The following is a 20,301-nucleotide window of genomic DNA, read 5'->3' on the forward strand; positions in this document are numbered from 1 at the left end:
CTCGTGCCGCCTACTCCCCGAGCAGCGCCCGCACCCGCTCCTGACCCACCGCCAGCAGCAGCGTGGGCAGCCGCGGTCCGGTGTCCCGCCCGACGAGCAGGTGGTACAGCAGCGCGAAGAACGCGCGCTGGGCCGTCTTGATCTCGGCCGGCAGCTCCTTCGGCGTCGCGTCGGCGGAGAACCCGGCCTGCACCTTGGGCACGCCGTACACGAGGTGGGTCAGCCCGTCCAGCGACCAGTGCTCGGCGAGCCCGTCCAGCAGCAGCCGCAGCGACTGCCGGGACGCGTCGTCGAGGGACTTCAGCAGCTCCGCGTCGGGCTCCTCGCGCACGATGGTCCGCTGGTCGGCGGGCACCTGCGTGTTGATCCACGCCTCGGCCTTGTCGTACCGCGGCCGCGCCTCGTCCAGCGAGCCCAGCGGGTTCTCCGGGTCCAGTTCGGAGAGGATGCGCAGCGCCTGGTCCTGGTGGCCGGCGGTGATGTCGGCGACGGACGCCAGCGTGCGGTACGGCAGCGGCCGCGCCGTGCCCGGCAGGTCACCGGCGGCGGTCCGCACGGCGCGGGAGTGCGCGGCGACGTCGGCCGGCAGCGCGGACCCGTCGGCCACCTTGGCGTCGAGCTTGTCCCACTCGTCGTAGAGCCGCTGGATCTCCTGGTCGAAGGCGATCTTGAAGGACTGGTTGGGCTTGCGCCGGGCGTACAGCCAGCGCAGCAACTGCGGCTCCATGATCTTCAGCGCGTCGGCCGGGGTGGGCACGCCGCCCCGCGAGGACGACATCTTCGCCATGCCGGAGATGCCGACGAAGGCGTACATCGGGCCGATGGGCTGCTCGCCGCCGAAGATACCGACGATCTGCCCGCCGACCTGGAAGGAGGACCCCGGCGACGAGTGGTCGACACCGCTCGGCTCGAAGATCACGCCCTCGTACGCCCACCGCATCGGCCAGTCGACCTTCCAGACCAGCTTGCCGCGGTTGAACTCGTTCAGCCGGACCGTCTCGGAGAAGCCGCACACCGTGCAGGAGTACGTCATCTCCGTGGTGTCGTCGTCGTAGGACGTGACGGTGGTGAAGTCCTTCTGGCAGTTGCCGCAGTACGGCTTGTAGGGGAAGTACCCGGCGGACCCGGCGGAGCCGTCGTCCTCGGCGGCCGCGCCGGAGCCCTCCGCGGCCTCCAGTTCGGCCTCGTCGACCGGCTTCTGCGACTTCTTCGCCGGGGCCTTCTTGGTCCGGTACTGGGCGAGCACGGCGTCGATGTCACCGCGGTGCCTCATGGCGTGCAGGATCTGCTCCCGGTACACGCCCGAGGTGTACTGCGCGGTCTGGCTGATCCCGTCGAACTCCACGCCCAGCTCGGCCAGCGCCTCGGTCATCGCGGCCTTGAAGTGCTCGGCCCAGTTCGGGTACGACGACCCGGCGGGCGCGGGTACGGAGGTGAGCGGCTTGCCGATGTGCTCGGCCCAGGAGTCGTCGACACCCGCGATCCCGGCCGGGACCTTGCGGTAACGGTCGTAGTCGTCCCAGGAGATCAGGTGGCGCACCTGGTGGCCGCGACGCCGGATCTCGTCGGCGACGAGGTGCGGGGTCATGACCTCGCGGAGGTTGCCCAGGTGGATGGGCCCGGAGGGGGAGAGACCCGACGCGACGACGACCGGTTTGCCGGGGGCCCGACGCTCCGACGCCTCGATGACCTCGTCCGCGAAACGGGAGACCCAGTCGGTGGTCTCGGTGCTCTGCCCCACGATCGGCACGTCCTCTTGATCTGAGCTGGAATGGTCGATTGACCACCCCATACTCCCAGACGCCCCGGCGACCGGAAAAACGGCTTTACCCCCATGGGATACTGGCCGGGTATATCCATCCCCACGAGGAGAACGGCACCCATTCCTATGGCCTCGGTCACGTCCCTCAGCGACTCCGTCCGGCAGCACCTCGCGTCCGCCCTCTCCGCCGGCCTCCCGGAGGCCGCCGGCGCGGACCCGCTGCTGCGACGAAGCGACCGGGCCGACTACCAGGCCAACGGCATCCTGGCGCTGGCGAAGAAGGCCAAGGCGAACCCGCGCGAGCTGGCCACGCAGGTGGTGTCCGGGGTCGTCACCGGTGACGTGATCAAGGACATCGAGGTCTCCGGGCCCGGCTTCCTCAACATCACCCTCACCGACCGGTCGATCACCGAGAACCTGGCCGCGCGGTACGCGGACGACACCGGCCGCCTGGGCGTGCCCCTCGCCGAGCACCCCGGCACCACGGTCATCGACTACGCCCAGCCGAACGTGGCGAAGGAGATGCACGTCGGCCACCTGCGCTCGGCGGTGATCGGCGACGCCCTGCGCGGCATGCTCGACTTCACCGGCGAGAAGACGATCGGCCGCCACCACATCGGCGACTGGGGCACCCAGTTCGGCATGCTGATCCAGTACCTGCTGGAGCACCCGGGCGAGCTGGCCCCGGCCTCCGAGGTCGACGGCGAGCAGGCCATGTCGAACCTGAACCGGGTCTACAAGGCGTCCCGCGCGGTCTTCGACTCCGACGAGGAGTTCAAGGAGCGGGCGCGCAAGCGGGTCGTCGCGCTCCAGTCCGGCGACAAGGAGACGCTCGACCTCTGGCAGCAGTTCGTGGACGAGTCGAAGGTCTACTTCTACTCGGTCTTCGAGAAGCTGGACATGGAGATCCGGGACGAGGAGATCGTCGGCGAGTCCGCGTACAACGAGGGCATGCCGGAGACCGCCCGCCTCCTGGAGGAGATGGGCGTCGCGGTCCGCTCCGAGGGCGCGCTCGTCGTCTTCTTCGACGACATCCGCGGCAAGGACGACCAGCCGGTCCCGCTGATCGTGCAGAAGGCCGACGGCGGCTTCGGCTACGCGGCCTCCGACCTGACGGCGATCCGCAACCGCGTCTTCGACCTGCACGCGACGACCCTGCTGTACGTCGTGGACGTCCGCCAGTCGCTGCACTTCCGGATGGTCTTCGAGACGGCCCGCCGCGCCGGCTGGCTGAACGGCGACGTCACCGCGCACAACATGGGCTACGGCACGGTGCTGGGCAAGCACGGCAAGCCGTTCAAGACGCGTGAGGGCGAGACCGTACGGCTTGAGGACCTGCTGGACGAGGCCGTGCAGCGGGCCGCCGAGGTGGTCCGGGACAAGGCGCGCGACCTCACCGAGGACGAGATCCAGGAGCGGGCCGCACAGGTCGGCATCGGCGCCGTGAAGTACGCGGACCTGTCGACGTCGCCGAGCCGGGACTACAAGTTCGACCTCGACCAGATGGTCTCCCTGAACGGCGAGACGTCGGTCTACGTCCAGTACGCGTACGCCCGTATCCAGTCCATCCTCCGCAAGGCGGGCGACGTACGCCCGTCCGCGCACCCGGAGCTGGAACTCCACCCGGCGGAACGGGCCCTGGGCCTCCACCTGGACGCGTTCGGCGACACGGTCTTCGAGGCGGCGGCGGAGTACGCGCCGCACAAGCTGGCCGCGTACTTGTACCAACTGGCGACCCTCTACACGTCGTTCTACGACAAGTGCCCGGTCCTCAAGGCCGACACCCCCGCCCAGGTCGAGAACCGCCTCTTCCTGTGCGACATGACGGCCCGCACCCTGACCAAGGGCATGGGCCTGCTGGGCATCCGAACGCCCGAGAAGCTCTGACCGTCCACCCGACCAGCGAGCAGCCCCGCCGGACACTACGTCCGACGGGGCTGTCGGCTGTCAGAGGCTCAGGTGAAAGCGATGGCTGCCCCGGTCGCGATCGAGAGTTTCGCAGCCTGGAGAAGTTGCAGGCAGACATACGATTCGACGCCGTAACGCTGCCATCCCTTACTGGTTGCCTCTTCGGCGTCGGCGGCCTCGAAGACCTCCTCGGAGTGCGGATCGAGGTCTTCGGGAAGACCAAGGGCTTCAGCGAGTCGACGGGCTTCCACCAGCAGCCGCGCCGAAGAACCGAGGTAGCCGCCCGGAGCCCTTTTATCAACGATGACGTGGGGGAAGTCGACGGGGACGTAGTACCCCTCGCAGTCCGAATGATGGATCAGGTGGTCGAACGGTCCCGGAGGATTTCCCGGAAGAGTCTCGTAAGCTTTGCTCAACAGCGGGTCGTCAGTCGCACGCTGGGCCTCATGCAACGGCTCGGGCAGGCGCCCACCCGCCGCGAGGTGGACGGCAAGACGACGAACGGCATGCAAGCCCGAGTAGCCCCACATCTCGAACTCCGCGCCCTCCGCCCCGACCGGATCGGGCTCGGCCCACTGCCGCACTCCCGCCCGCTCCAGCAGCTCACCGATCCCGACGAAGTCAGCGCGAACCATCTCGGTGTAGTCATCCTCGGCATCGCTGAGCACACCAACGACCATGTTCAAACCCATGACCCGATCTTGTCAGCACCCACCTGCCCGCGTTCAGTTGTCGCACAGGTCGTCCAGGCCGTCACCGATGCGTGCGCTGTCCTCCGCGTACGGAATCATCGCTTCGCGCAGCAACTGGTCACAGCCGAACGCGCACCACACGACCTTCCCGAGCTCCCGTTCCCGCACCCCCCAGTCGTCGCTGAGCGCGGCGACCAGCAGCAGCCCGTGTCCGCCCTCGCCGCGCCGCTCGGCGACGCGCGGGTGGCCGGGGCCGCTGTCGTGGACCTCGACGTGCAGGACGCGGCCGTTGCAGCGGAGGAACAGCAGGAACTGGCGGCCGGGCGGTACGCCGTGCAGCAGGGCGTTGGTCGCCAGTTCGCTCACGCAGAGCAGCACGTCACCGGCCCGCTCCCACTCCGCGAGCTCCCACCACCGCAACGTCTCGGCCGCGAACTGCCGGGCGGCGGGCACCGACCTGCGGTCCCGCCGGAAGAACTTCTGCCGTAGTGGCTGGAGTTGGATCGTTTCGTTCACGGGTCGAGAGTTGCGCAGAGTTACTACCGTAGTGCACTCAGTGAACCCGTACGAAAGATTTGTACGGGCTGCAACGGGTTCGCGTACGGGCGTGTCTGGGGGATCTCGACAAGCATGAGCGCCAGGAAGCTTCCGCAGAAGAAGAACCACTCGTCGATGAAGATGCTGGGCCGCCAGCTCGGGACGGCCCGCCGGGCGGCCGGACACACCCAGGCGGCGCTCGCGCAGCGGGCCAACGTCGACGAGGAGACCATCGCGTCGATCGAACAGGGGAGGCGGTTCCTGAAGGCCGACCTGGCAGAGCTGTTGGACGAAATCCTGGGGACAAAAGGTGTGTTGGCGACTGGGGTGGCCAACCTGCCGGAGGTGGACCAGTTTCCTTTGTGGGCGGAGGAGTACATGGAGCAGGAGCGGGTGGCGATCACCTTGTCGTGGTACGACAACGCGGTGATCCCGGGCCTGCTCCAGAGCGAGCCGTACGCGCGGGCCGTGCTGCGCAATCGGGTTCCGGCCTATGAGGTGGAGGAGCTTGAGAAGACGCTGCGCCTACGCCTCGACCGCCAGGAAATCCTGCACCGCAAGAGTCCGCCGACCATGAGTTTCGTGGTGTGGGAACCGACGCTGTATATGCAGATCGGCGACGCGGAGACACGCAGGGAGCAGTTCTGCTTCCTGCGCGAGGCTGCCGACCTGCCCAACCTGTCCCTCCAGTTCCTTCCTCTCAGCAGCCCGTTCCACGCGGGACTCAACGGCCCCTTCACGCTCCTCGAAACCCCCGATCACCAGCACCTCGCCTACACGGAATCGCAACGCGGCAGCCAGTGGGTTTCTGACCCGGATGAGGTGTCCAGGCTGGCGCGCAAATATGCGATGCTGCGGACACAGGCCCTGACCACTCAGGACTCCACGAGCCTGCTCGACCGCCTGCTAGGAGAGCAATGAGCACGGAAGCGCTTCGGTGGTACAAGTCGACGTACAGCGGCGACGAGGGCGGCCAGTGCCTCGAAGTCGCCCTCTCCCCCCGGACCGTCCACATCCGCGACTCCAAGAACCCCTCTGAGAACGGCCCGGCCCTCCGCGTCGCCCCCTCCGCCTGGTCCGCCTTCCTCGGCTTCGCCGCGCGCTGAGTCCGTTGTCAGTGGCTGCACTTACAGTCACTGGCATGGCGACTCTTCCCAACCCGCTGCCCAGACTGGCGACCGACCCGAGCGGCCGTTCCCTCGGGCTTCAGCTCCCGCCCGGGAGACTCATTCAGGAGACGGACGACGGCCCGTGGCACGAGCCGCTGCTGTGGCACGCCGAGAAGGCGGCCGCCTCCGGTGTGTGGAAGGCGCTGGGCGTCCCGGCCGCGCGGGCGGGCCTGCTGCCGGTGCTCGTGGACGTGAGCGCGCAGGGCGGGCCGACGGGCTGGGAGTTGATGCCGGGGGACGTGTCGTACCCCGGTGACCACGACGCCGAGGAAGTCCTCGCGGAGTACTGGGGCGACCAGAACGATGGCGATGACGGGAACGGGAACGGGAACGGGAACGGGGAGACGGTCGAGGGCACGCCGTGGCCCGGTCTCGCGCCCGCCGGGGTCCTGACCGCCGACCCGGACGTCCGGGCGGCCGGCGTCGCGGACGCGCTCGCGGAGAACGGCCCGGGCTGGTTCAAGGACCCGAGTCTGGCGCTCGTGCCCGCTCGCCGGTCGGCCGACGTACCGGCCGCCATCGGCTGGTCGGGCCCGCTGAACCACGAAAACGACGTGGCGCGCCTGTGCGCCGTACTGAGGTCCTGGGAGGACCGCTTCGGCATACGCGTGGTCGCCCTCGGCTTCGACGTCCTGGTCGTCTCGGTGGCCGCCCCGCCGACCGACCGCGCGACCGCCGAGGCGCTGGCCGTGGAGCACTCCGCCTTCTGCCCGGACAACATCACCACCACGCTCGCCGCCTACGCCGAGGAACTGGTCGGCGCGGACTCGTGGACCTTCTGGTGGGACTGAGGATCACCGACACGATGGACGACGAAGAACTGCTGAGCGGCGTCCACGCCCGCCTGCTCCCCGCCGGCTCGATCACCCCGGAGATCGTCGGCGCCCTGACCTACGCCCGCCGGATCAGCGACGACCTGGTGTTCGCCTACGCCCTCGACCGCCCGGCCGACGTCCGCGTACTCACCGACCCGGACGTGGCGCACGTGGACCGGGAGGAGCTGGGGCGGGCGGCGTACGAGAACCTGATGCGGGTGCCGGTGACGCACGAGGAGATCCCCCACGAGGGGACGGTCCTGCACTCCCTCCACGGCGACTCGCACTTCGTCGCGAGCAAGGCGCTGTACCTGGCCGCCGCCGTCCACCGGGCGACCGGCGCGTCCCTGCCGCACGAGGGCGCCCTCGTGGTCATGCCCAGCCGCCACAACCTCGTGTACCACCCGATCGCCGACGGCACGGTGGTCGACGCGGTCAACGCCCTCGCCTCGTACGGACTCGGCGCCTACGAGGACAGCCACGGCCGGGGCGCGCTGTCCCCGCGCCTGTACTGGTGGCACCGGGGCGGTCTGACGTCCCTCACCGTCATCGACGAGGAGGCCCGCCGCTTCTCCGTCCAGCCGCCGCCGGAGCTGCTGGCCCTGATGAAGGGTCTGGTCGGCCTGGACCGGGCCGGCCGTATACCCGGCCGGGCGACGGCCGGGACACCGGACCCGGCCGGACTGACCGCCCGCGCCGCCGAGTCGATGACGGCCCTCAGCCCGAGCCCGGCCCCCGCCGCTCTGGAGGCCGCCTTCTCGACGGTCGTCCAGCTCGCCCACGCCCGCTGTGCCGCCGATCCCAGGGCGAGTTCGGGGTTCACCTGGGCCGCCTGGGCCACCGCCGTACAGCTCGGCACCGCCCTGTTCACCGGCACGGACCAGGCGCTGGACTGCCACCTGGACGAGGACCTGGTACGCCCGCTCCCGGCCGGTCCCGCCGCGCCGCCCGCCGACGCGCGGGCCTGGCTCGACGCCCTCTACCTGGCGGTCCTCTGCCGGCAGCGGGACCGCGTCCGCCGGCTGTGCGCGGTGCCTATGGAGCGGCTGCGCGAGGACGACTCGGTCGACCCGTACGTCCTGCACTGGGCCGACACCCTGCGCACCTACTTCTCCGACGACGGCTCCATGGACGACGTCGTGGCGAAACTGGGCGCCACGATCGAGGCGTCCGGGCCCGGGGTCACGCATGCGCCGAGGACGTTCGTGGACGCGATCGACTACCAGCCGGTGGCCCTCTTCCACCGCCTCATCACACGTGACCACGACACCTTCGCCAAGACGCTCACCGAGGCCCTGGCCGAGCACCGGTCGTACTGGGGAGGGTCGGCTGCGCCGCGCGCCCGGGTCGCCCTGGGCCCGCTGGCGCTGGCGAGCCTCGCCCACGACTGGGGTTTCCCCCTCCCCGAGGACCTGCCGTTCCTGCCGGTCCACCTCCTCGACGGACAGCGCATCGAGCACATCCCCTGACGGCCGCTCAGCCGACGGCCACGGCCCCGGACCCGGACCCAGTCCCGGCCAGCCCCTCGCCCAGCCGGCGCAGCCCCTCCCCGATCTCCTCCGGCGTCTGCGTCACGAAGCAGAGCCGGAGGGTCGCGGGGTCGGGCTCACCGGCGTAGAAAGGCGCTCCGGGGACGTACGCCACGTCGTGCGCGACGACCCGCGGCAGCAGGGCGGTGGTGTCGTGGCCGTCGGGCAGCCGCACCCACAGGAACATGCCGCCGTCGGGCCGGTTCCAGGTCGAGCCCTCGGGGAGCGCGCCCGGCAGCCCGGCGAGCATCGCGTCACGCCGCTCGCGGTAGACCCCGGCGACCCGGGCCACATGGGCGTCCAGGTCGCGGTCGGCGAGATAGCGGGCTGCGGCGAGCTGGTTGACGGTCGGGGTGTGCAGGTCGGCGGCCTGCTTGGCGACGGCACAGGCGCGGAGCAGTCCGGCGGGGGCACGCAGCCAGCCCAGCCGCAGCCCGGGCGCCATCACCTTGGAGAAGGAGCCGAGCAGCACCGTACGGTCCCCGGCGCCGTCGCAGGAGGCGATCCAGGGGACGCGCTCGCCGTCGTAGCGGAGTTCGCCGTAGGGGTCGTCCTCGACGATCCACAGGCCGTGGCGGGCGGCGACGGCGGCGATCGCGGCGCGCCGCTCGGCGGGCAGGGTGCGGCCGGTGGGGTTCTGGAAGGTGGGGACGGTGTAGAGCAGCTTGGGCCGCTCGCGGGCGACGAGTTCGGCGAGCGCGTCGGGGTCGGGACCGGCGTCGTCCCCGGGGACGGCGACGACGCGGGCGCCGGCCAGTCCGAAGACCTGGAGGGCTGCGAGGTAGCAGGGGCTCTCGACGAGGACGGTGTCGCCGGGGTCGAGCAGCGCGGCGGCGAGCAGGGAGAGGGCCTGCTGGGAGCCGGTGGTGACGAGCAGGTCGTCGGCGTCGGTGGCCAGCCCGCGCACGGTGTGCCGTTCGGCGAGCAGCGCGCGCAGGGCTGGTTCGCCCTCGGTGGTGGCGTACTGGAGTGCCTGGGCGGGGAGTTCGTCGAGGACGTGGCGGAAGGCGGCGGCGACGCCCTCGCGGTCGAAGACGTCGGGCGCGGGCAGGCCGCCCGCGAAGTTGATGACCTCGGGGCGCGCGGTGACGGCGAGGATGTCCCGCACGGGTGACCCTCCGACGGAGCGCGCCCGTGCGGCGAGCGGCGGCGGCACGGCGGGAGCGGCTGTGGCAGGGACGGCGGGAGCGCCTGCGGCAGAGGCTCCAGGGGCGGGGGCGAGGGCAGGGACGGCGGGGGCGGTCATTCACGGCTCCTTCGGCTGAGGGGCGGTACCTCGCGTTGCCCGCAGCCTAAGGAGATCAGTGCCGTGTACAAGGTTCTTTTCGCGATCCGGACACCGCCTCGCCCGGGCGTCCCACGGACCGTCCCGGATGACCGCCGTCGCAGCAGGTCAGAGCGGTGGACGGGCAGCGGCCGTCCCGGATCGCCCGGCGGCCCTGGCCATCGGTGCCGGGGCGCAGCAGGCTGAGGCCGTCCCCGGTCCGCCGCCCTGCACCCCCACGAGAGGCCGCCATGCCCCCGCGCCGCCGCCCCACGATCCGCCTGTTGCTGCTCGCCGCGCTGACGGTCACGGCCGCGCTCTCGCTGACGGCCTGCGACGACGGGGAGGGCCTGCGGGACGAGGGCCCGTCGGCCCTCACCCGCGGCCTCGGCCCGGCCCCGGACTTCAGCCCAGCCCCGGACGTCGGCCCGGCCCCGGACGTCAGCGGAGCTTCTGCGCGGCCTCCGTCGCCCAGTAGGTGAGGATGTTGCGCGCCCCGGCTCGCTTGATACCGGTCAGCGTCTCCAGGATGGCCCGGTCCCGGTCCACCCAGCCCTTCTCGGCGGCGGCCTCGACCATCGAGTACTCGCCGGAGATCTGGTAGGCGGCCACGGGCACGTCCACGGCGTCGGCGACCCGCGCCAGGATGTCGAGGTAGGGGCCGGCCGGCTTCACCATCACCATGTCCGCGCCCTCCTCCAGGTCGAGGGAGAGCTCCCGCAGGGACTCGCGCCAGTTCGCGGGGTCCTGCTGGTAGGTCTTGCGGTCCCCGCGCAGCGAGGAGCCGACTGCCTCCCGGAACGGGCCGTAGAAGGCGGAGGAGTACTTGGCGGTGTAGGCGAGGATCGCGACGTCCTCCCGCCCGATCTGGTCGAGGGCGTCCCGGACGACCCCGATCTGCCCGTCCATCATCCCGCTCGGGCCGACCACGTGGGCCCCGGCGTCGGCCTGGACCTGGGCCATCTCGGCGTACCGCTCCAGGGTGGCGTCGTTGTCGACCCGGCCCTGCGCGTCGAGCACCCCGCAGTGCCCGTGGTCGGTGGTCTCGTCGAGGCACAGGTCGGACATGACGAGCAGGTCGTCGCCCACCTCCGCCCGCACGTCGCGGATGGCGACCTGGAGGATCCCCTCGGGGTCGGTGCCGCAGGTGCCCACGGCGTCCTTCTTGCTCTCCTCCGGCACGCCGAACAGCATGATCCCGGAGACCCCGGCCTCGACCGCCTCGGCGGCCGCCTTCTTCAGGCTGTCCCGGGTGTGCTGCACGACCCCCGGCATCGCCGCGATCGGCACCGGCTCGCTCACCCCCTCCCGCACGAAGGCGGGAAGGATCAGATCGGCCGGGTGCAGCCGGGTCTCGGCGACCATGCGCCGCATGACGGGAGTGGTACGCAGCCGCCGCGGGCGCGCCCCGGGAAAGGAACCGTACTTCGCCATACTCCCCAAGCTACGCCCGCCGGCGCCGCCCTCTTGCCGACGCGGCGTCGGCCGCCCTGGTCCCGCCCTCGGTGCCCGAGCCTCAGAACCACCCCCGCTCGCGGGCGAGCAGCGCCGCCTGGAAGCGGTTGGTCGCCTGGAGCCGGGTCATCAGGGCCGCCACGTGCTTGCGGTACGTCCGGACCGAGATGCCCAGGTCACGGGCGCCGCTCTCGTCCTTGTCCGCGCTGTGGAGGGAGTGCGGAATCCTGCGCTCGAGGTCACGCTCGTCTCGGAGCGGCAGACCGCGCTTGTCCGCACGCCCCCGCCGCTGATCTCCGAGGTGCTGGACGAAAGCTGTCCGCGTCGGCCCGTCGGCGCACCCACTGTCATGAATGCCCAGTTGGAGCGGCTGATCGAGTTCGCAGACCTGCCGAACACCGTGCTCCAGGTCGCGCCGTTCGACATGGGGGTCCGCCGCCCCTTCGACCTGCCGGTCACTGTCCTCACGATGTCAGACCGCTCGCTGATGTCGTACGCCGAATCCGCCCAGCGGGGCCATCTGGAACGGGACAGCAGGTTCGTCCTGCCCATGCTGGCGGCCTACCATCAACTACAGGCCGAAGCGCTCTCCCAGGCCGAATCCGTGGCCATGATCAACCAGTTGCGAAAGGGCACCCCGTGACGATCGGAAGCCCGCGTTGGTTCACGTCCTCGTACAGCAACAACGGCGGCCAGTGCATAGAGATCGCCGCAAACCTCGTCGCCTCGCGCGGCGTGGTCCCCGTCCGTGACTCCAAGAACCCGAGCGGTCCGGCTCTCCGCCTCACCGCCGACGCGTTCTCGTCCTTCGTGGCGGGCGTCAAGGCCGGGGAGTTCGGCTCTGTCTGACCGCTGCGTGCCGACATGCGGGCAGGGTTAGCCACGGCGAGACAGAAACGGCGGAGCGCCCCCGCGAGGAACGCTCCGCCTCACCCTCAGGTAGCCGCGCGGCGCCTGCGCGCCCCCGGCCTCCGCTCGCTCGGCCGCGTCACCGGGTCGCCGGCCTCCAGCGCGGCCGTCCGGCGTCTGCGGCCGAAGTCGGCCAGCGCCTCGGCGAGCTTGTGCACGGACGGCTCGGGAGCCATCACGTCGACCCGCAGCCCGTGTTCCTCGGCCGTCTTGGCGGTCGCCGGACCGATGCAGGCGATGACGGTCACGTTGTGCGGCTTGCCGGCGATGCCGACCAGGTTCCGCACCGTGGACGACGACGTGAACAGCACGGCGTCGAAGCCACCGCCCTTGATCGCCTCCCGGGTCTCCGCCGGCGGCGGCGAGGCCCGTACGGTGCGGTAGGCGGTGACGTCGTCGACCTCCCAGCCGAGCTCGATCAGCCCGGCGACCAGGGTCTCGGTGGCGATGTCCGCCCGCGGCAGGAACACCCGGTCGATCGGGTCGAAGACCGGGTCGTAGGGCGGCCAGTCCTCCAGCAGGCCGGCCGCCGACTGCTCGCCGCTCGGCACCAGGTCGGGCTTCACGCCGAACGCGATGAGCGCCTTGGCGGTCTGCTCGCCCACCGCGGCCACCTTGATGCCCGCGAAGGCCCGGGCGTCCAGCCCGTACTCCTCGAACTTCTCCCGCACCGCCTTGACCGCGTTCACCGAGGTGAAGGCGATCCACTCGTAGCGGCCGGTCACCAGGCCCTTGACGGCCCGCTCCATCTGCTGCGGGGTGCGCGGCGGCTCGACGGCGATGGTCGGCACCTCGTGCGGCACGGCCCCGTAGGAGCGCAGCTGGTCGGAGAGCGACGCCGCCTGCTCCTTGGTGCGCGGTACGAGGACCTTCCAGCCGAACAGCGGCTTGGACTCGAACCACGCCAGCTGGTCGCGCTGGGCGGGGGCGCTGCGCTCCCCGACCACGGCTATCACCGGCCGGCCGCCCTCGGGGGAGGGCAGCGCCTTGGCCTGCTTCAGCGTCTGGGCGATGGTGCCGAGAGTGGCGGTCCAGGTGCGCTGCCGGGTCGTCGTACCGGCGACCGTCACGGTCATCGGGGTGTCCGGCTTGCGGCCGGCCGCGACCAGTTCCCCGGCGGCCGCGGCCACCGAGTCGAGCGTCGTCGACACCACGACCGTCCCGTCCGAGGCGCCGACCTCGGTCCAGCACCGGTCGGAGGCGGTACGGGCGTCCACGAACCGGACGTCCGCGCCCTGCGCGTCCCGCAGCGGCACACCGGCGTACGCGGGCACGCCGACCGCCGCCGCGACACCCGGCACCACCTCGAAGGGAACACCGGCCGCCGCGCAGGCGAGCATTTCCGCCGCCGCGTACGTATCAAGTCCCGGGTCCCCGGACACCGCACGGACGACCCGCCTGCCGCCCCGCGCGGCCTCCATGACAAGATGTGCCGCATCCCGCACGGCGGGGCCGCCAACGGTTGTTGACGTGGCGTCAACGACCGTCGGCTGGGGCGTGCCCGTGCCCGGAACGGGGTCCGACGAGGGGCCCGGGTCCAGGTGCGTGACGCCCGCCCGGGCGTGCGCCCGCACGACGTCGAGCACCTCGTGCTCGGCGACGACGACGTCAGCGTTCGCCAGCGCCTCCACGGCGCGCAGAGTCAGCAGTCCCGGATCCCCGGGTCCGGCACCGAGGAAGGTGACGTGCCCGTGTTCGAGGCCGGCGGCAGGAACGGTGGTGGGGCTCAATGTGCTCGCTCCCCCATCAGACCGGCCGCGCCCTGGGCAAGCATCTCGGCAGCGAGTTCGCGACCGAGCGTCATCGCCTGGTCATGCGTCTCGGGCACGGGACCGGTGGTGGACAGCTGCACCGTGCGGGAGCCGTCGGTCGTACCGACGACGCCCCGCAGGCGCATTTCCTTGACAATCTGCCCGTCGACCAGGAGGTCGGCCAGTGCGCCCACAGGGGCGCTGCAGCCGGCCTCCAGGGCGGCGAGCAGGGACCGCTCGGCGGTCACGGCGGCCCGGGTGAACGGGTCGTCGAGTTCGGCGAGCGCGGCGATCAACTCCGCATGATCGGCGGAGCATTCGATCGCCAGTGCCCCCTGGCCGGGGGCGGGCAGCACGGTGTCGACCGACAGGAAGTCGGTCACCTCGTCGATCCGGCCGAGCCGGTTCAGGCCGGCGGCGGCCAGCACCACGGCGTCCAGTTCGCCGTCGTGCACGAACCGGATCCGGGTGTCGACGTTCCCCCGGATCGGCACGGTCTCGATGTCGAGGCCGTGGGCCCGGGCGTACGCGTTGAGCTGCGCCATGCGGCGCGGCGAACCGGTGCCGATGCGCGCCCCGCGCGGGAGGTCGGTGAACTTCAGCGCGTCCCGGCCGACGATCACGTCGCGCGGGTCCTCGCGCTCGGGTACGGCCGCCAGCACCAGCCCGTCCGGCTGGGCGGTCGGCAGGTCCTTGAGCGAGTGGACCGCGAAGTCGACCTCGCCCTTCAGCAGCGCGTCGCGCAGCGCGGTGACGAACACACCGGTGCCGCCGATCTGCGCCAGCGCCTCGCGCGAGACGTCGCCGTACGTGGTGATCTCGACCAGTTCGACGGGCCGTCCGGTCACCTGGCGCACGGTCTGCGCGACCTGCCCGGACTGGGCCATGGCGAGCTTGCTGCGCCGCGTGCCGAGCCTCAAGGGCCTCAGTGCCTCGTCACTCATACCGGGCCTCGGTTCTTCGCGTTCTCATCGGTGCTGTCCTCGGCCCGCGACACGGCGGCCACCGTCTCCGGGTCGAGGTCGAACAGGGTCCGCAGCGCGTCCGCGTACCCGGCGCCGCCGGGCTCGGCCGCGAGCTGCTTGACCCGGACGGTGGGCGCGTGCAGCAGCTTGTCCACGACACGTCGCACGGTCTGGGTGATCTCGGCCCGGTGCTTGTCGTCCAGGCCGGGCAGCCGCCCGTCCAGGCGGGCGATCTCGCCGGCCACGACGTCCGCGGCCATGGCCCGTAGCGCCACCACCGTGGGGGTGATGTGCGCGGCCCGCTGGGCGGCGCCGAACGCGGCGACCTCGTCGGAGACGATCCGCCGCACCTGGTCGACGTCCGAGGCCATGGGCGCGTCCGCCGACGTCTCGGCCAGCGACTCGATGTCCACCAGCCGCACGCCGGCGAGCCGGTGCGCGGCCGCGTCGATGTCCCTCGGCATGGCCAGGTCGAGCAGGAACAGCGCGGGCTCGGGCCGTACGGCGTCGGCGACCGCCTCGGGCCGGCGCCGCTCGGGGATCCGCCCGACGGTGGCGGCGGTCGCGGCGAGCGCGGTGATCAGTTCCGCGTCGGCGCGGACGTCGTCCCGGCGTTCGACCACGGTCCCCTTGTCGACCCAGACGGCGTGCTGCTCCAGGGTCGCGGCGTCCATCCCGGCCACGGCGGCCTCGCCGAGCACGGAGAAACCGGTCTGCACGGGCGGTAGGTCGAGCGGGCAGTTGTCCTCCCCACCGCGGCCGGACTGGCCCGCCGGTACCCGGGCGGCGTGGGCCAGCGCGGGCGGTGCCCCGTCGGCGCCGAAGGGCGCGGCCGGGACCCGGCCCACGCGTCCCTGCACCGCGGTGGCGACCGCCTCGGCGGTGAGCACCAGGCCGGTCGCTCCGGTGCAGGAGACGGCCACGTCGGCACGTGTCAGCTCGGCCGGCACCGATTCCATCGGTACCGCGCGGGCCGCCACGTCCGTGCCGTCGCCCTCGGAGAGGATCTGGGCGAGCCGCTCGGCCCGCTCGAAGGTGCGGTTGGCGACGACGATCTCCGTGACACCGGCGCGCGCGAGCGTCGCCGCGGCCAGCGAGGACATCGAACCGGCGCCGATGACCAGGGCCTTCTTGCCGGCCGCCCAGTCCCGCACCTCGCCGCTCCGGGCCAGCTGCTCCAGACCGAAGGTGACCAGGGACTGCCCCGCGCGGTCGATGCCGGTCTCGGAGTGCGCCCGCTTGCCGACCCGCAGGGCCTGCTGGAACAGGTCGTTGATCAGCCGGCCGGCGCTGTGCTGTTCCTGCGCCCTGGCCAGGGAGTCCTTTATCTGGCCGAGGATCTGGCCCTCGCCGACGACCATCGAGTCCAGCCCGCAGGCCACCGAGAAGAGGTGGTGGACGGCCCGGTCCTCGTAGTGCACGTAGAGGTAGGGGGTGAGCTCGTCCAGGCCGACCCCGCTGTGCTGGGCGAGCAGCGTGGACAGCTCGGCGACGCCCGCGTGGAACTTGTCCACGTCGGCGTAGAGCTCGATGCGGTTGCACGTGGCCAGGACGGCGGCCTCGGTGGCCGGCTCCGCGGCGACGGTGTCGTGCAACAGCTTGACCTGCGCGTCCGTGCCCAGCGAGGCCCGCTCCAGCACGCTGACCGGCGCGCTGCGGTGGCTCAGCCCGACGACGAGGAGACTCATGCCGGCATCACGGCGGGTACGTCCCCGTCGGGCCCCTGCTCGGCGGCGCTCCCGCCGCGGGTGACGGCGGCCGGCGCCGCGGCGTCGGGCAGCGCGGCCTCCTCACCGGCCTTGCGCTGCTCGTGGAAAGCGAGGATCTGCAGCTCGATGGAGAGGTCGACCTTGCGCACGTCGACGCCGTCCGGCACGGACAGCACGGTCGGCGCGAAGTTCAGGATGGAGGTCACCCCGGCGGCCACGAGCCGGTCGCAGACCTGCTGGGCGGCGCCTGCGGGGGTGGCGATGACCCCGATGGACACGCCGTTCTCCTGGATGATCTTCTCCAGGTCGTCGGTGTGCTGGACGGGGATCCCGGCCACGGGCTTCCCGGCCATCGAGGGGTCGGCGTCGATCAGGGCGGCCACCCGGAAGCCGCGCGAGGCGAACCCCCCGTAGTTGGCGAGCGCGGCGCCGAGGTTACCGATACCGACGATCACAACCGGCCAGTCCTGGGTGAGCCCCAGTTCCCGGGAGATCTGGTAGACGAGATACTCGACGTCGTAGCCGACGCCGCGGGTGCCGTACGACCCGAGGTACGAGAAGTCCTTGCGCAGCTTCGCCGAGTTGACGCCGGCCGCCGCCGCGAGCTCCTCGGAGGAGACCGTGGGGACCGAGCGCTCGGACAGTGCCGTCAGCGCGCGAAGGTACAGCGGAAGACGGGCGACGGTGGCCTCGGGAATCCCTCGGCTACGGGTCGCCGGTCGGTGAGTTCGGCCAGTTGCCACGGTGCTCCTGCGGGTAGAGCGGGGCTGCAGGCGGCCATACGTCCCCGGACCGCCCCGTCGAATGCAGGCTATGTCTTTGTGAACGCGTGCACAAAGATTGTGTCCGATTTGCCCGGCCAACGTGACCGGGGTCACGCGGCTTCGCCGCGCTCGCGGGGAACCGGGACACATGGGCCCGCGTTCCTCTCTTCTCGGGGGCAAAATCGGTCACTCTCCTCACGAATCCCGCCCCCGAGACCAAGTCGCCGTCGATCCTAAGCGACATTTCCAGCCACTTGTACTGGTCGGTCAGTTTCCGGTGAGTTCCCGGCGCAGCCGTTCCTCGTTCACGCGCCAGAAGGTGTGCTGCGCTCCGTCGACGAGCACGACGGGGATCTGCTCCCAGTACTGGTCGTGGAGTTGGGGGTCCTCGGTGATGTCCTTCTTCTCCCACGGAACACCCAGCTCCCCGCAGACCTTCTCGATGACGATCTGTGCGTCATCACACAGATGACACCCGGGCTTGCCGATGAGCGTGACGAGCCGGTCCCGGGGCGCGGGACCCTTACGGCGAAAGAGGGGACTCATGCCGGCCATTCTCCCGCGTCCGGCCCGGAACCGGAGCGGGCCGGACGGCCCCTGGTGCCCAGGTGGCGCAACGATCCCTTTAACGGGACGGTCGCGGAGAGTTCACACCTGGCGAACCTCGCCGCCGACCGAACCACCGAACAAACTGGCTATGCTCACGCCATGGCCGCTCTCGGATGGCTCACCCCCCGTAGGCGCTCCGCCACGGCGCGGAGCGTGTTGGCAGGCGAGGCCTCGGCGGAGGCCGCGCGCAAGTCCGCCCAGGACACCCAGGAGATCGCCGAGGAGGAACCGCAGTTCCCGGTCCCCGGCGACCATCGCGCCGCCGCGTTCTTCGACCTGGACAACACCGTCATGCAGGGCGCCGCGCTGTTCCACTTCGGCCGGGGCCTGTACAAGCGGAAGTTCTTCGAGACGCGCGACCTGGTCAGGTTCGCCTGGCAGCAGGCGTGGTTCCGGATGGCGGGGGTCGAGGACCCCGAGCACATGCAGGACGCCCGCGACTCCGCCCTGTCGATCGTCAAGGGCCACCGGGTCTCCGAACTGACCTCGATCGGCGAGGAGATCTACGACGAGTACATGGCCGAGCGCATCTGGCCCGGCACCCGGGCGCTCGCTCAGGCCCACCTGGACGCGGGCCAGAAGGTGTGGCTGGTCACCGCGGCCCCCGTGGAGATCGCCCAGGTGATCGCCCGCCGCCTCGGCCTGACCGGCGCGCTCGGCACGGTCGCGGAGTCGGTGGACGGCGTCTACACCGGCAAGCTGGTGGGTGAGCCGCTGCACGGCCCCGCCAAGGCGGAGGCGGTCCGCGCCCTCGCCGCGGCCGAGGCCCTCGACCTCTCCCGCTGTGCCGCCTACAGCGACAGCCACAACGACATCCCGATGCTGTCCCTGGTCGGCCACCCCTACGCGATCAATCCGGACGCCAAGCTGCGCCGGCACGCCCGCGACCTGGACTGGCGCCTGCGCGACTACCGCACCGGCCGCAAGGCCGCCAAGGTCGGCATCCCGGCCGCGGCCGGCGTCGGCGCGGTGGCCGGCGGCACCGCGGCGGCCATCGCGCTGCACCGCCGCCGCCGCTGACACCCGGCCGGTCGCGCTGGATCCCGGCCGGTCGCGCTGGATCCCGGCCGGATAGCGGCTGGAACGCGCACACCCGGTCACATCAGTCACGCCAGGCCCGGGAGCCGGCCAATCCGACGGTCGTACCCCGTTTCCGCCCCCTCCAGCCCTGTTGTCCGCGCACAGCCACAACACGCCCCGGACCGACCGGAAATCCGAAGAATTTCGATCAACAAGCGGTCACTCTGCGGCACTTGGTCGGGCGTCAATCGGTTACGGAAGCGACGTAATCGATGATTTGAGCAACTGGGTGTAGCAGGCCCTGCACGAAGCGTTATTCTCCTCAGACGCAATCCGGTAACCCCTCCGTCGCTACGACGGGTGAAAGGTTCCGTACTGCACGTGATGGAAGCTCTGCCTCTGGGAGTCCCGTGTACCCACACGTCGGGGTTGACGCCTCGGGCCTGGCTACGCTGCGCGCGACCGTCGCAACGGTCAAGGAGACGCTGCGCGATCTCGTCCCCACCGCGTACGCCGTCCCCGCCTTCGCCGCCGCCCCCGTCGGCCCGTGCTACGCACTGGCCGACGGCAGCGCCGCGGTGGGCAGACGCGGGCGCACGGCCGCCGGCGCCGCCACCACCGCCCGGCGGCCCGCCGCCGACAGCGACAGCGCCCGGATGATGGACCTCGTGGAGCGCGCCCAGGCCGGCGAAGCCGACGCCTTCGGCCGCCTCTACGACCAGTACAGCGACACCGTCTACCGCTACATCTACTACCGCGTCGGCGGGAAGGCGACCGCCGAGGACCTCACCAGTGAGACGTTCCTGCGCGCCCTGCGCCGCATCGGGACCTTCACCTGGCAGGGCCGCGACTTCGGCGCCTGGCTCGTCACCATCGCCCGCAACCTGGTCGCCGACCACTTCAAGTCCAGCCGCTTCCGGCTGGAGATCACCACCGGCGAGATGCTCGACGCCAACGAGGTCGAGCGCTCGCCCGAGGACTCCGTCCTGGAGTCCCTCTCCAACGCCGCCCTCCTGGACGCCGTGCGCCGGCTCAACCCCCAGCAGCAGGAGTGCGTCACCCTGCGCTTCCTGCAGGGTCTGTCCGTCGCCGAGACCGCCCGGGTGATGGGCAAGAACGAGGGCGCCATCAAGACCCTCCAGTACCGCGCCGTCCGGACCCTCGCCCGCCTCCTGCCGGACGACGCCCGCTGAGCCGACCCCACACAGCCACTCCCTCACACTCCGCGATTTCCAACTCACGGTCAGTGACAGTCCGTTGACTTCCCGATCCGATCATCCGCAGTCCGTAACCCAAGTGCCGCGCCACTCGTTGTGCGGGATGCAGGCTCCCTGTGGTCACGTACCGACCGGCCCCGATCACCCGATCGGGACCACCCGGCCGCGTGCGTGCAACCCCGAGAATCCCCGGGGAGTCGACCGTGATGACGAGAGGAGGTGCCGC

General features: G+C 71.3%; 18 protein-coding genes and 1 pseudogene. 9 read left to right on the forward strand and 10 right to left on the reverse strand.

Translation table 11 applies throughout. The features are described 5' to 3' along the window. Positions 1 to 10: 10 nt before the first annotated feature. Positions 11 to 1,750 (reverse strand): lysine--tRNA ligase, encoded by a 1,740-nt coding sequence (gene lysS / locus AC3ET3_RS30900; RefSeq protein WP_432134378.1) that lies wholly within the window; start codon positions 1,748 to 1,750, stop codon positions 11 to 13. A gap of 138 nt (positions 1,751 to 1,888) precedes the next feature. Between lysS and argS the strand changes: the two genes are divergently transcribed. Continuing rightward, positions 1,889 to 3,649, forward strand: coding sequence for an arginine--tRNA ligase (gene argS, locus AC3ET3_RS30905; RefSeq protein ID WP_435613313.1), 1,761 nt, complete (start codon positions 1,889 to 1,891; stop codon positions 3,647 to 3,649). A gap of 68 nt (positions 3,650 to 3,717) precedes the next feature. Here argS and AC3ET3_RS30910 read toward each other — a convergent pair whose 3' ends face one another. Continuing rightward, the gene (locus AC3ET3_RS30910; protein ID WP_432134380.1) at positions 3,718 to 4,362 is read right to left on the reverse strand and encodes a hypothetical protein; all 645 of its coding nucleotides are present in this window, start codon (positions 4,360 to 4,362) and stop codon (positions 3,718 to 3,720) included. Between the two features lie 33 nt (positions 4,363 to 4,395). Beyond that, a complete protein-coding gene (locus tag AC3ET3_RS30915; protein ID WP_432134381.1) occupies positions 4,396 to 4,878 on the reverse strand; it encodes an ATP-binding protein in 483 nt (160 codons plus the stop codon). Between the two features lie 114 nt (positions 4,879 to 4,992). Here AC3ET3_RS30915 and AC3ET3_RS30920 point away from each other — a divergent pair, with 114 nt between their 5' ends. Genes AC3ET3_RS30920 through AC3ET3_RS30935 form a run of 4 tightly spaced genes read left to right on the forward strand, consistent with a single transcriptional unit; the run spans position 4,993 to position 8,352 of the window. Further along, positions 4,993 to 5,820: a helix-turn-helix domain-containing protein gene (locus AC3ET3_RS30920; protein ID WP_432134382.1), complete on the forward strand. Its 828-nt coding sequence runs from the start codon at positions 4,993 to 4,995 to the stop codon at positions 5,818 to 5,820. Next, a complete protein-coding gene (locus AC3ET3_RS30925; RefSeq protein WP_432134383.1) occupies positions 5,817 to 6,005 on the forward strand; it encodes a DUF397 domain-containing protein in 189 nt (62 codons plus the stop codon). Before AC3ET3_RS30920 ends, AC3ET3_RS30925 begins: the two co-directional genes overlap by 4 nt. 35 nt (positions 6,006 to 6,040) lie before the next feature. Then, positions 6,041 to 6,859 carry a DUF4253 domain-containing protein gene (locus AC3ET3_RS30930; protein WP_435613314.1) on the forward strand — a complete coding sequence of 273 codons (819 nt, stop codon included), beginning with the start codon at positions 6,041 to 6,043 and terminating at the stop codon, positions 6,857 to 6,859. Positions 6,860 to 6,873: 14 nt separating this feature from the next. Beyond that, the gene (locus AC3ET3_RS30935; RefSeq protein WP_435613315.1) at positions 6,874 to 8,352 is read left to right on the forward strand and encodes an immunity 49 family protein; all 1,479 of its coding nucleotides are present in this window, start codon (positions 6,874 to 6,876) and stop codon (positions 8,350 to 8,352) included. 7 nt (positions 8,353 to 8,359) lie between these two features. Here the strand turns inward: AC3ET3_RS30935 and AC3ET3_RS30940 are convergent, their stop codons facing one another. Continuing rightward, a complete protein-coding gene (locus AC3ET3_RS30940; RefSeq protein WP_432134386.1) occupies positions 8,360 to 9,658 on the reverse strand; it encodes an aminotransferase-like domain-containing protein in 1,299 nt (432 codons plus the stop codon). 459 nt (positions 9,659 to 10,117) lie between these two features. Further along, the gene (gene hemB, locus AC3ET3_RS30945) at positions 10,118 to 11,110 is read right to left on the reverse strand and encodes a porphobilinogen synthase (protein ID WP_432134387.1); all 993 of its coding nucleotides are present in this window, start codon (positions 11,108 to 11,110) and stop codon (positions 10,118 to 10,120) included. Between the two features lie 277 nt (positions 11,111 to 11,387). Here hemB and AC3ET3_RS30950 point away from each other — a divergent pair. Together AC3ET3_RS30950 and AC3ET3_RS30955 are read left to right on the forward strand one after the other, a co-directional pair. Next, positions 11,388 to 11,774 (forward strand): annotated as a pseudogene (locus AC3ET3_RS30950) (Scr1 family TA system antitoxin-like transcriptional regulator); the annotation flags it as partial. Further along, positions 11,771 to 11,980 (forward strand): DUF397 domain-containing protein, encoded by a 210-nt coding sequence (locus AC3ET3_RS30955; protein WP_435613316.1) that lies wholly within the window; start codon positions 11,771 to 11,773, stop codon positions 11,978 to 11,980. The pseudogene AC3ET3_RS30950 and the gene AC3ET3_RS30955, both read left to right, overlap by 4 nt. An 86-nt stretch (positions 11,981 to 12,066) precedes the next feature. On the opposite strand, the gene AC3ET3_RS30960 is transcribed toward AC3ET3_RS30955, so the two are convergent. The 5 genes from AC3ET3_RS30960 to AC3ET3_RS30980 form a co-directional block, all read right to left on the reverse strand. Then, complete coding sequence (locus AC3ET3_RS30960) at positions 12,067 to 13,770, reverse strand: bifunctional uroporphyrinogen-III C-methyltransferase/uroporphyrinogen-III synthase (protein WP_435613317.1); 1,704 nt, start codon at positions 13,768 to 13,770, stop codon at positions 12,067 to 12,069. Continuing rightward, on the reverse strand, positions 13,767 to 14,735 hold the full coding sequence (gene hemC, locus AC3ET3_RS30965; RefSeq protein ID WP_432134389.1) for a hydroxymethylbilane synthase: 969 nt from the start codon (positions 14,733 to 14,735) through the stop codon (positions 13,767 to 13,769). The genes AC3ET3_RS30960 and hemC overlap by 4 nt, the downstream gene beginning before the upstream one ends. Beyond that, entirely contained in the window at positions 14,732 to 16,444 is a 1,713-nt protein-coding gene (locus tag AC3ET3_RS30970) for a glutamyl-tRNA reductase (RefSeq protein WP_435613318.1), read from the reverse strand. Before AC3ET3_RS30970 ends, hemC begins: the two co-directional genes overlap by 4 nt. After that, positions 16,441 to 17,208, reverse strand: coding sequence for a redox-sensing transcriptional repressor Rex (locus AC3ET3_RS30975; RefSeq protein ID WP_432157599.1), 768 nt, complete (start codon positions 17,206 to 17,208; stop codon positions 16,441 to 16,443). Before AC3ET3_RS30975 ends, AC3ET3_RS30970 begins: the two co-directional genes overlap by 4 nt. A 288-nt stretch (positions 17,209 to 17,496) precedes the next feature. Then, a complete protein-coding gene (locus AC3ET3_RS30980; RefSeq protein ID WP_432134392.1) occupies positions 17,497 to 17,784 on the reverse strand; it encodes a glutaredoxin family protein in 288 nt (95 codons plus the stop codon). 153 nt (positions 17,785 to 17,937) lie between these two features. Here AC3ET3_RS30980 and AC3ET3_RS30985 point away from each other — a divergent pair, with 153 nt between their 5' ends. Continuing rightward, complete coding sequence (locus AC3ET3_RS30985) at positions 17,938 to 18,858, forward strand: HAD family hydrolase (RefSeq protein WP_432134393.1); 921 nt, start codon at positions 17,938 to 17,940, stop codon at positions 18,856 to 18,858. Between the two features lie 410 nt (positions 18,859 to 19,268). After that, a complete protein-coding gene (locus AC3ET3_RS30990) occupies positions 19,269 to 20,051 on the forward strand; it encodes an ECF subfamily RNA polymerase sigma factor, BldN family (protein WP_432134394.1) in 783 nt (260 codons plus the stop codon). Positions 20,052 to 20,301: the final 250 nt, after the last annotated feature.

Source organism: Streptomyces sp. bgisy159 (assembly GCF_057707805.1).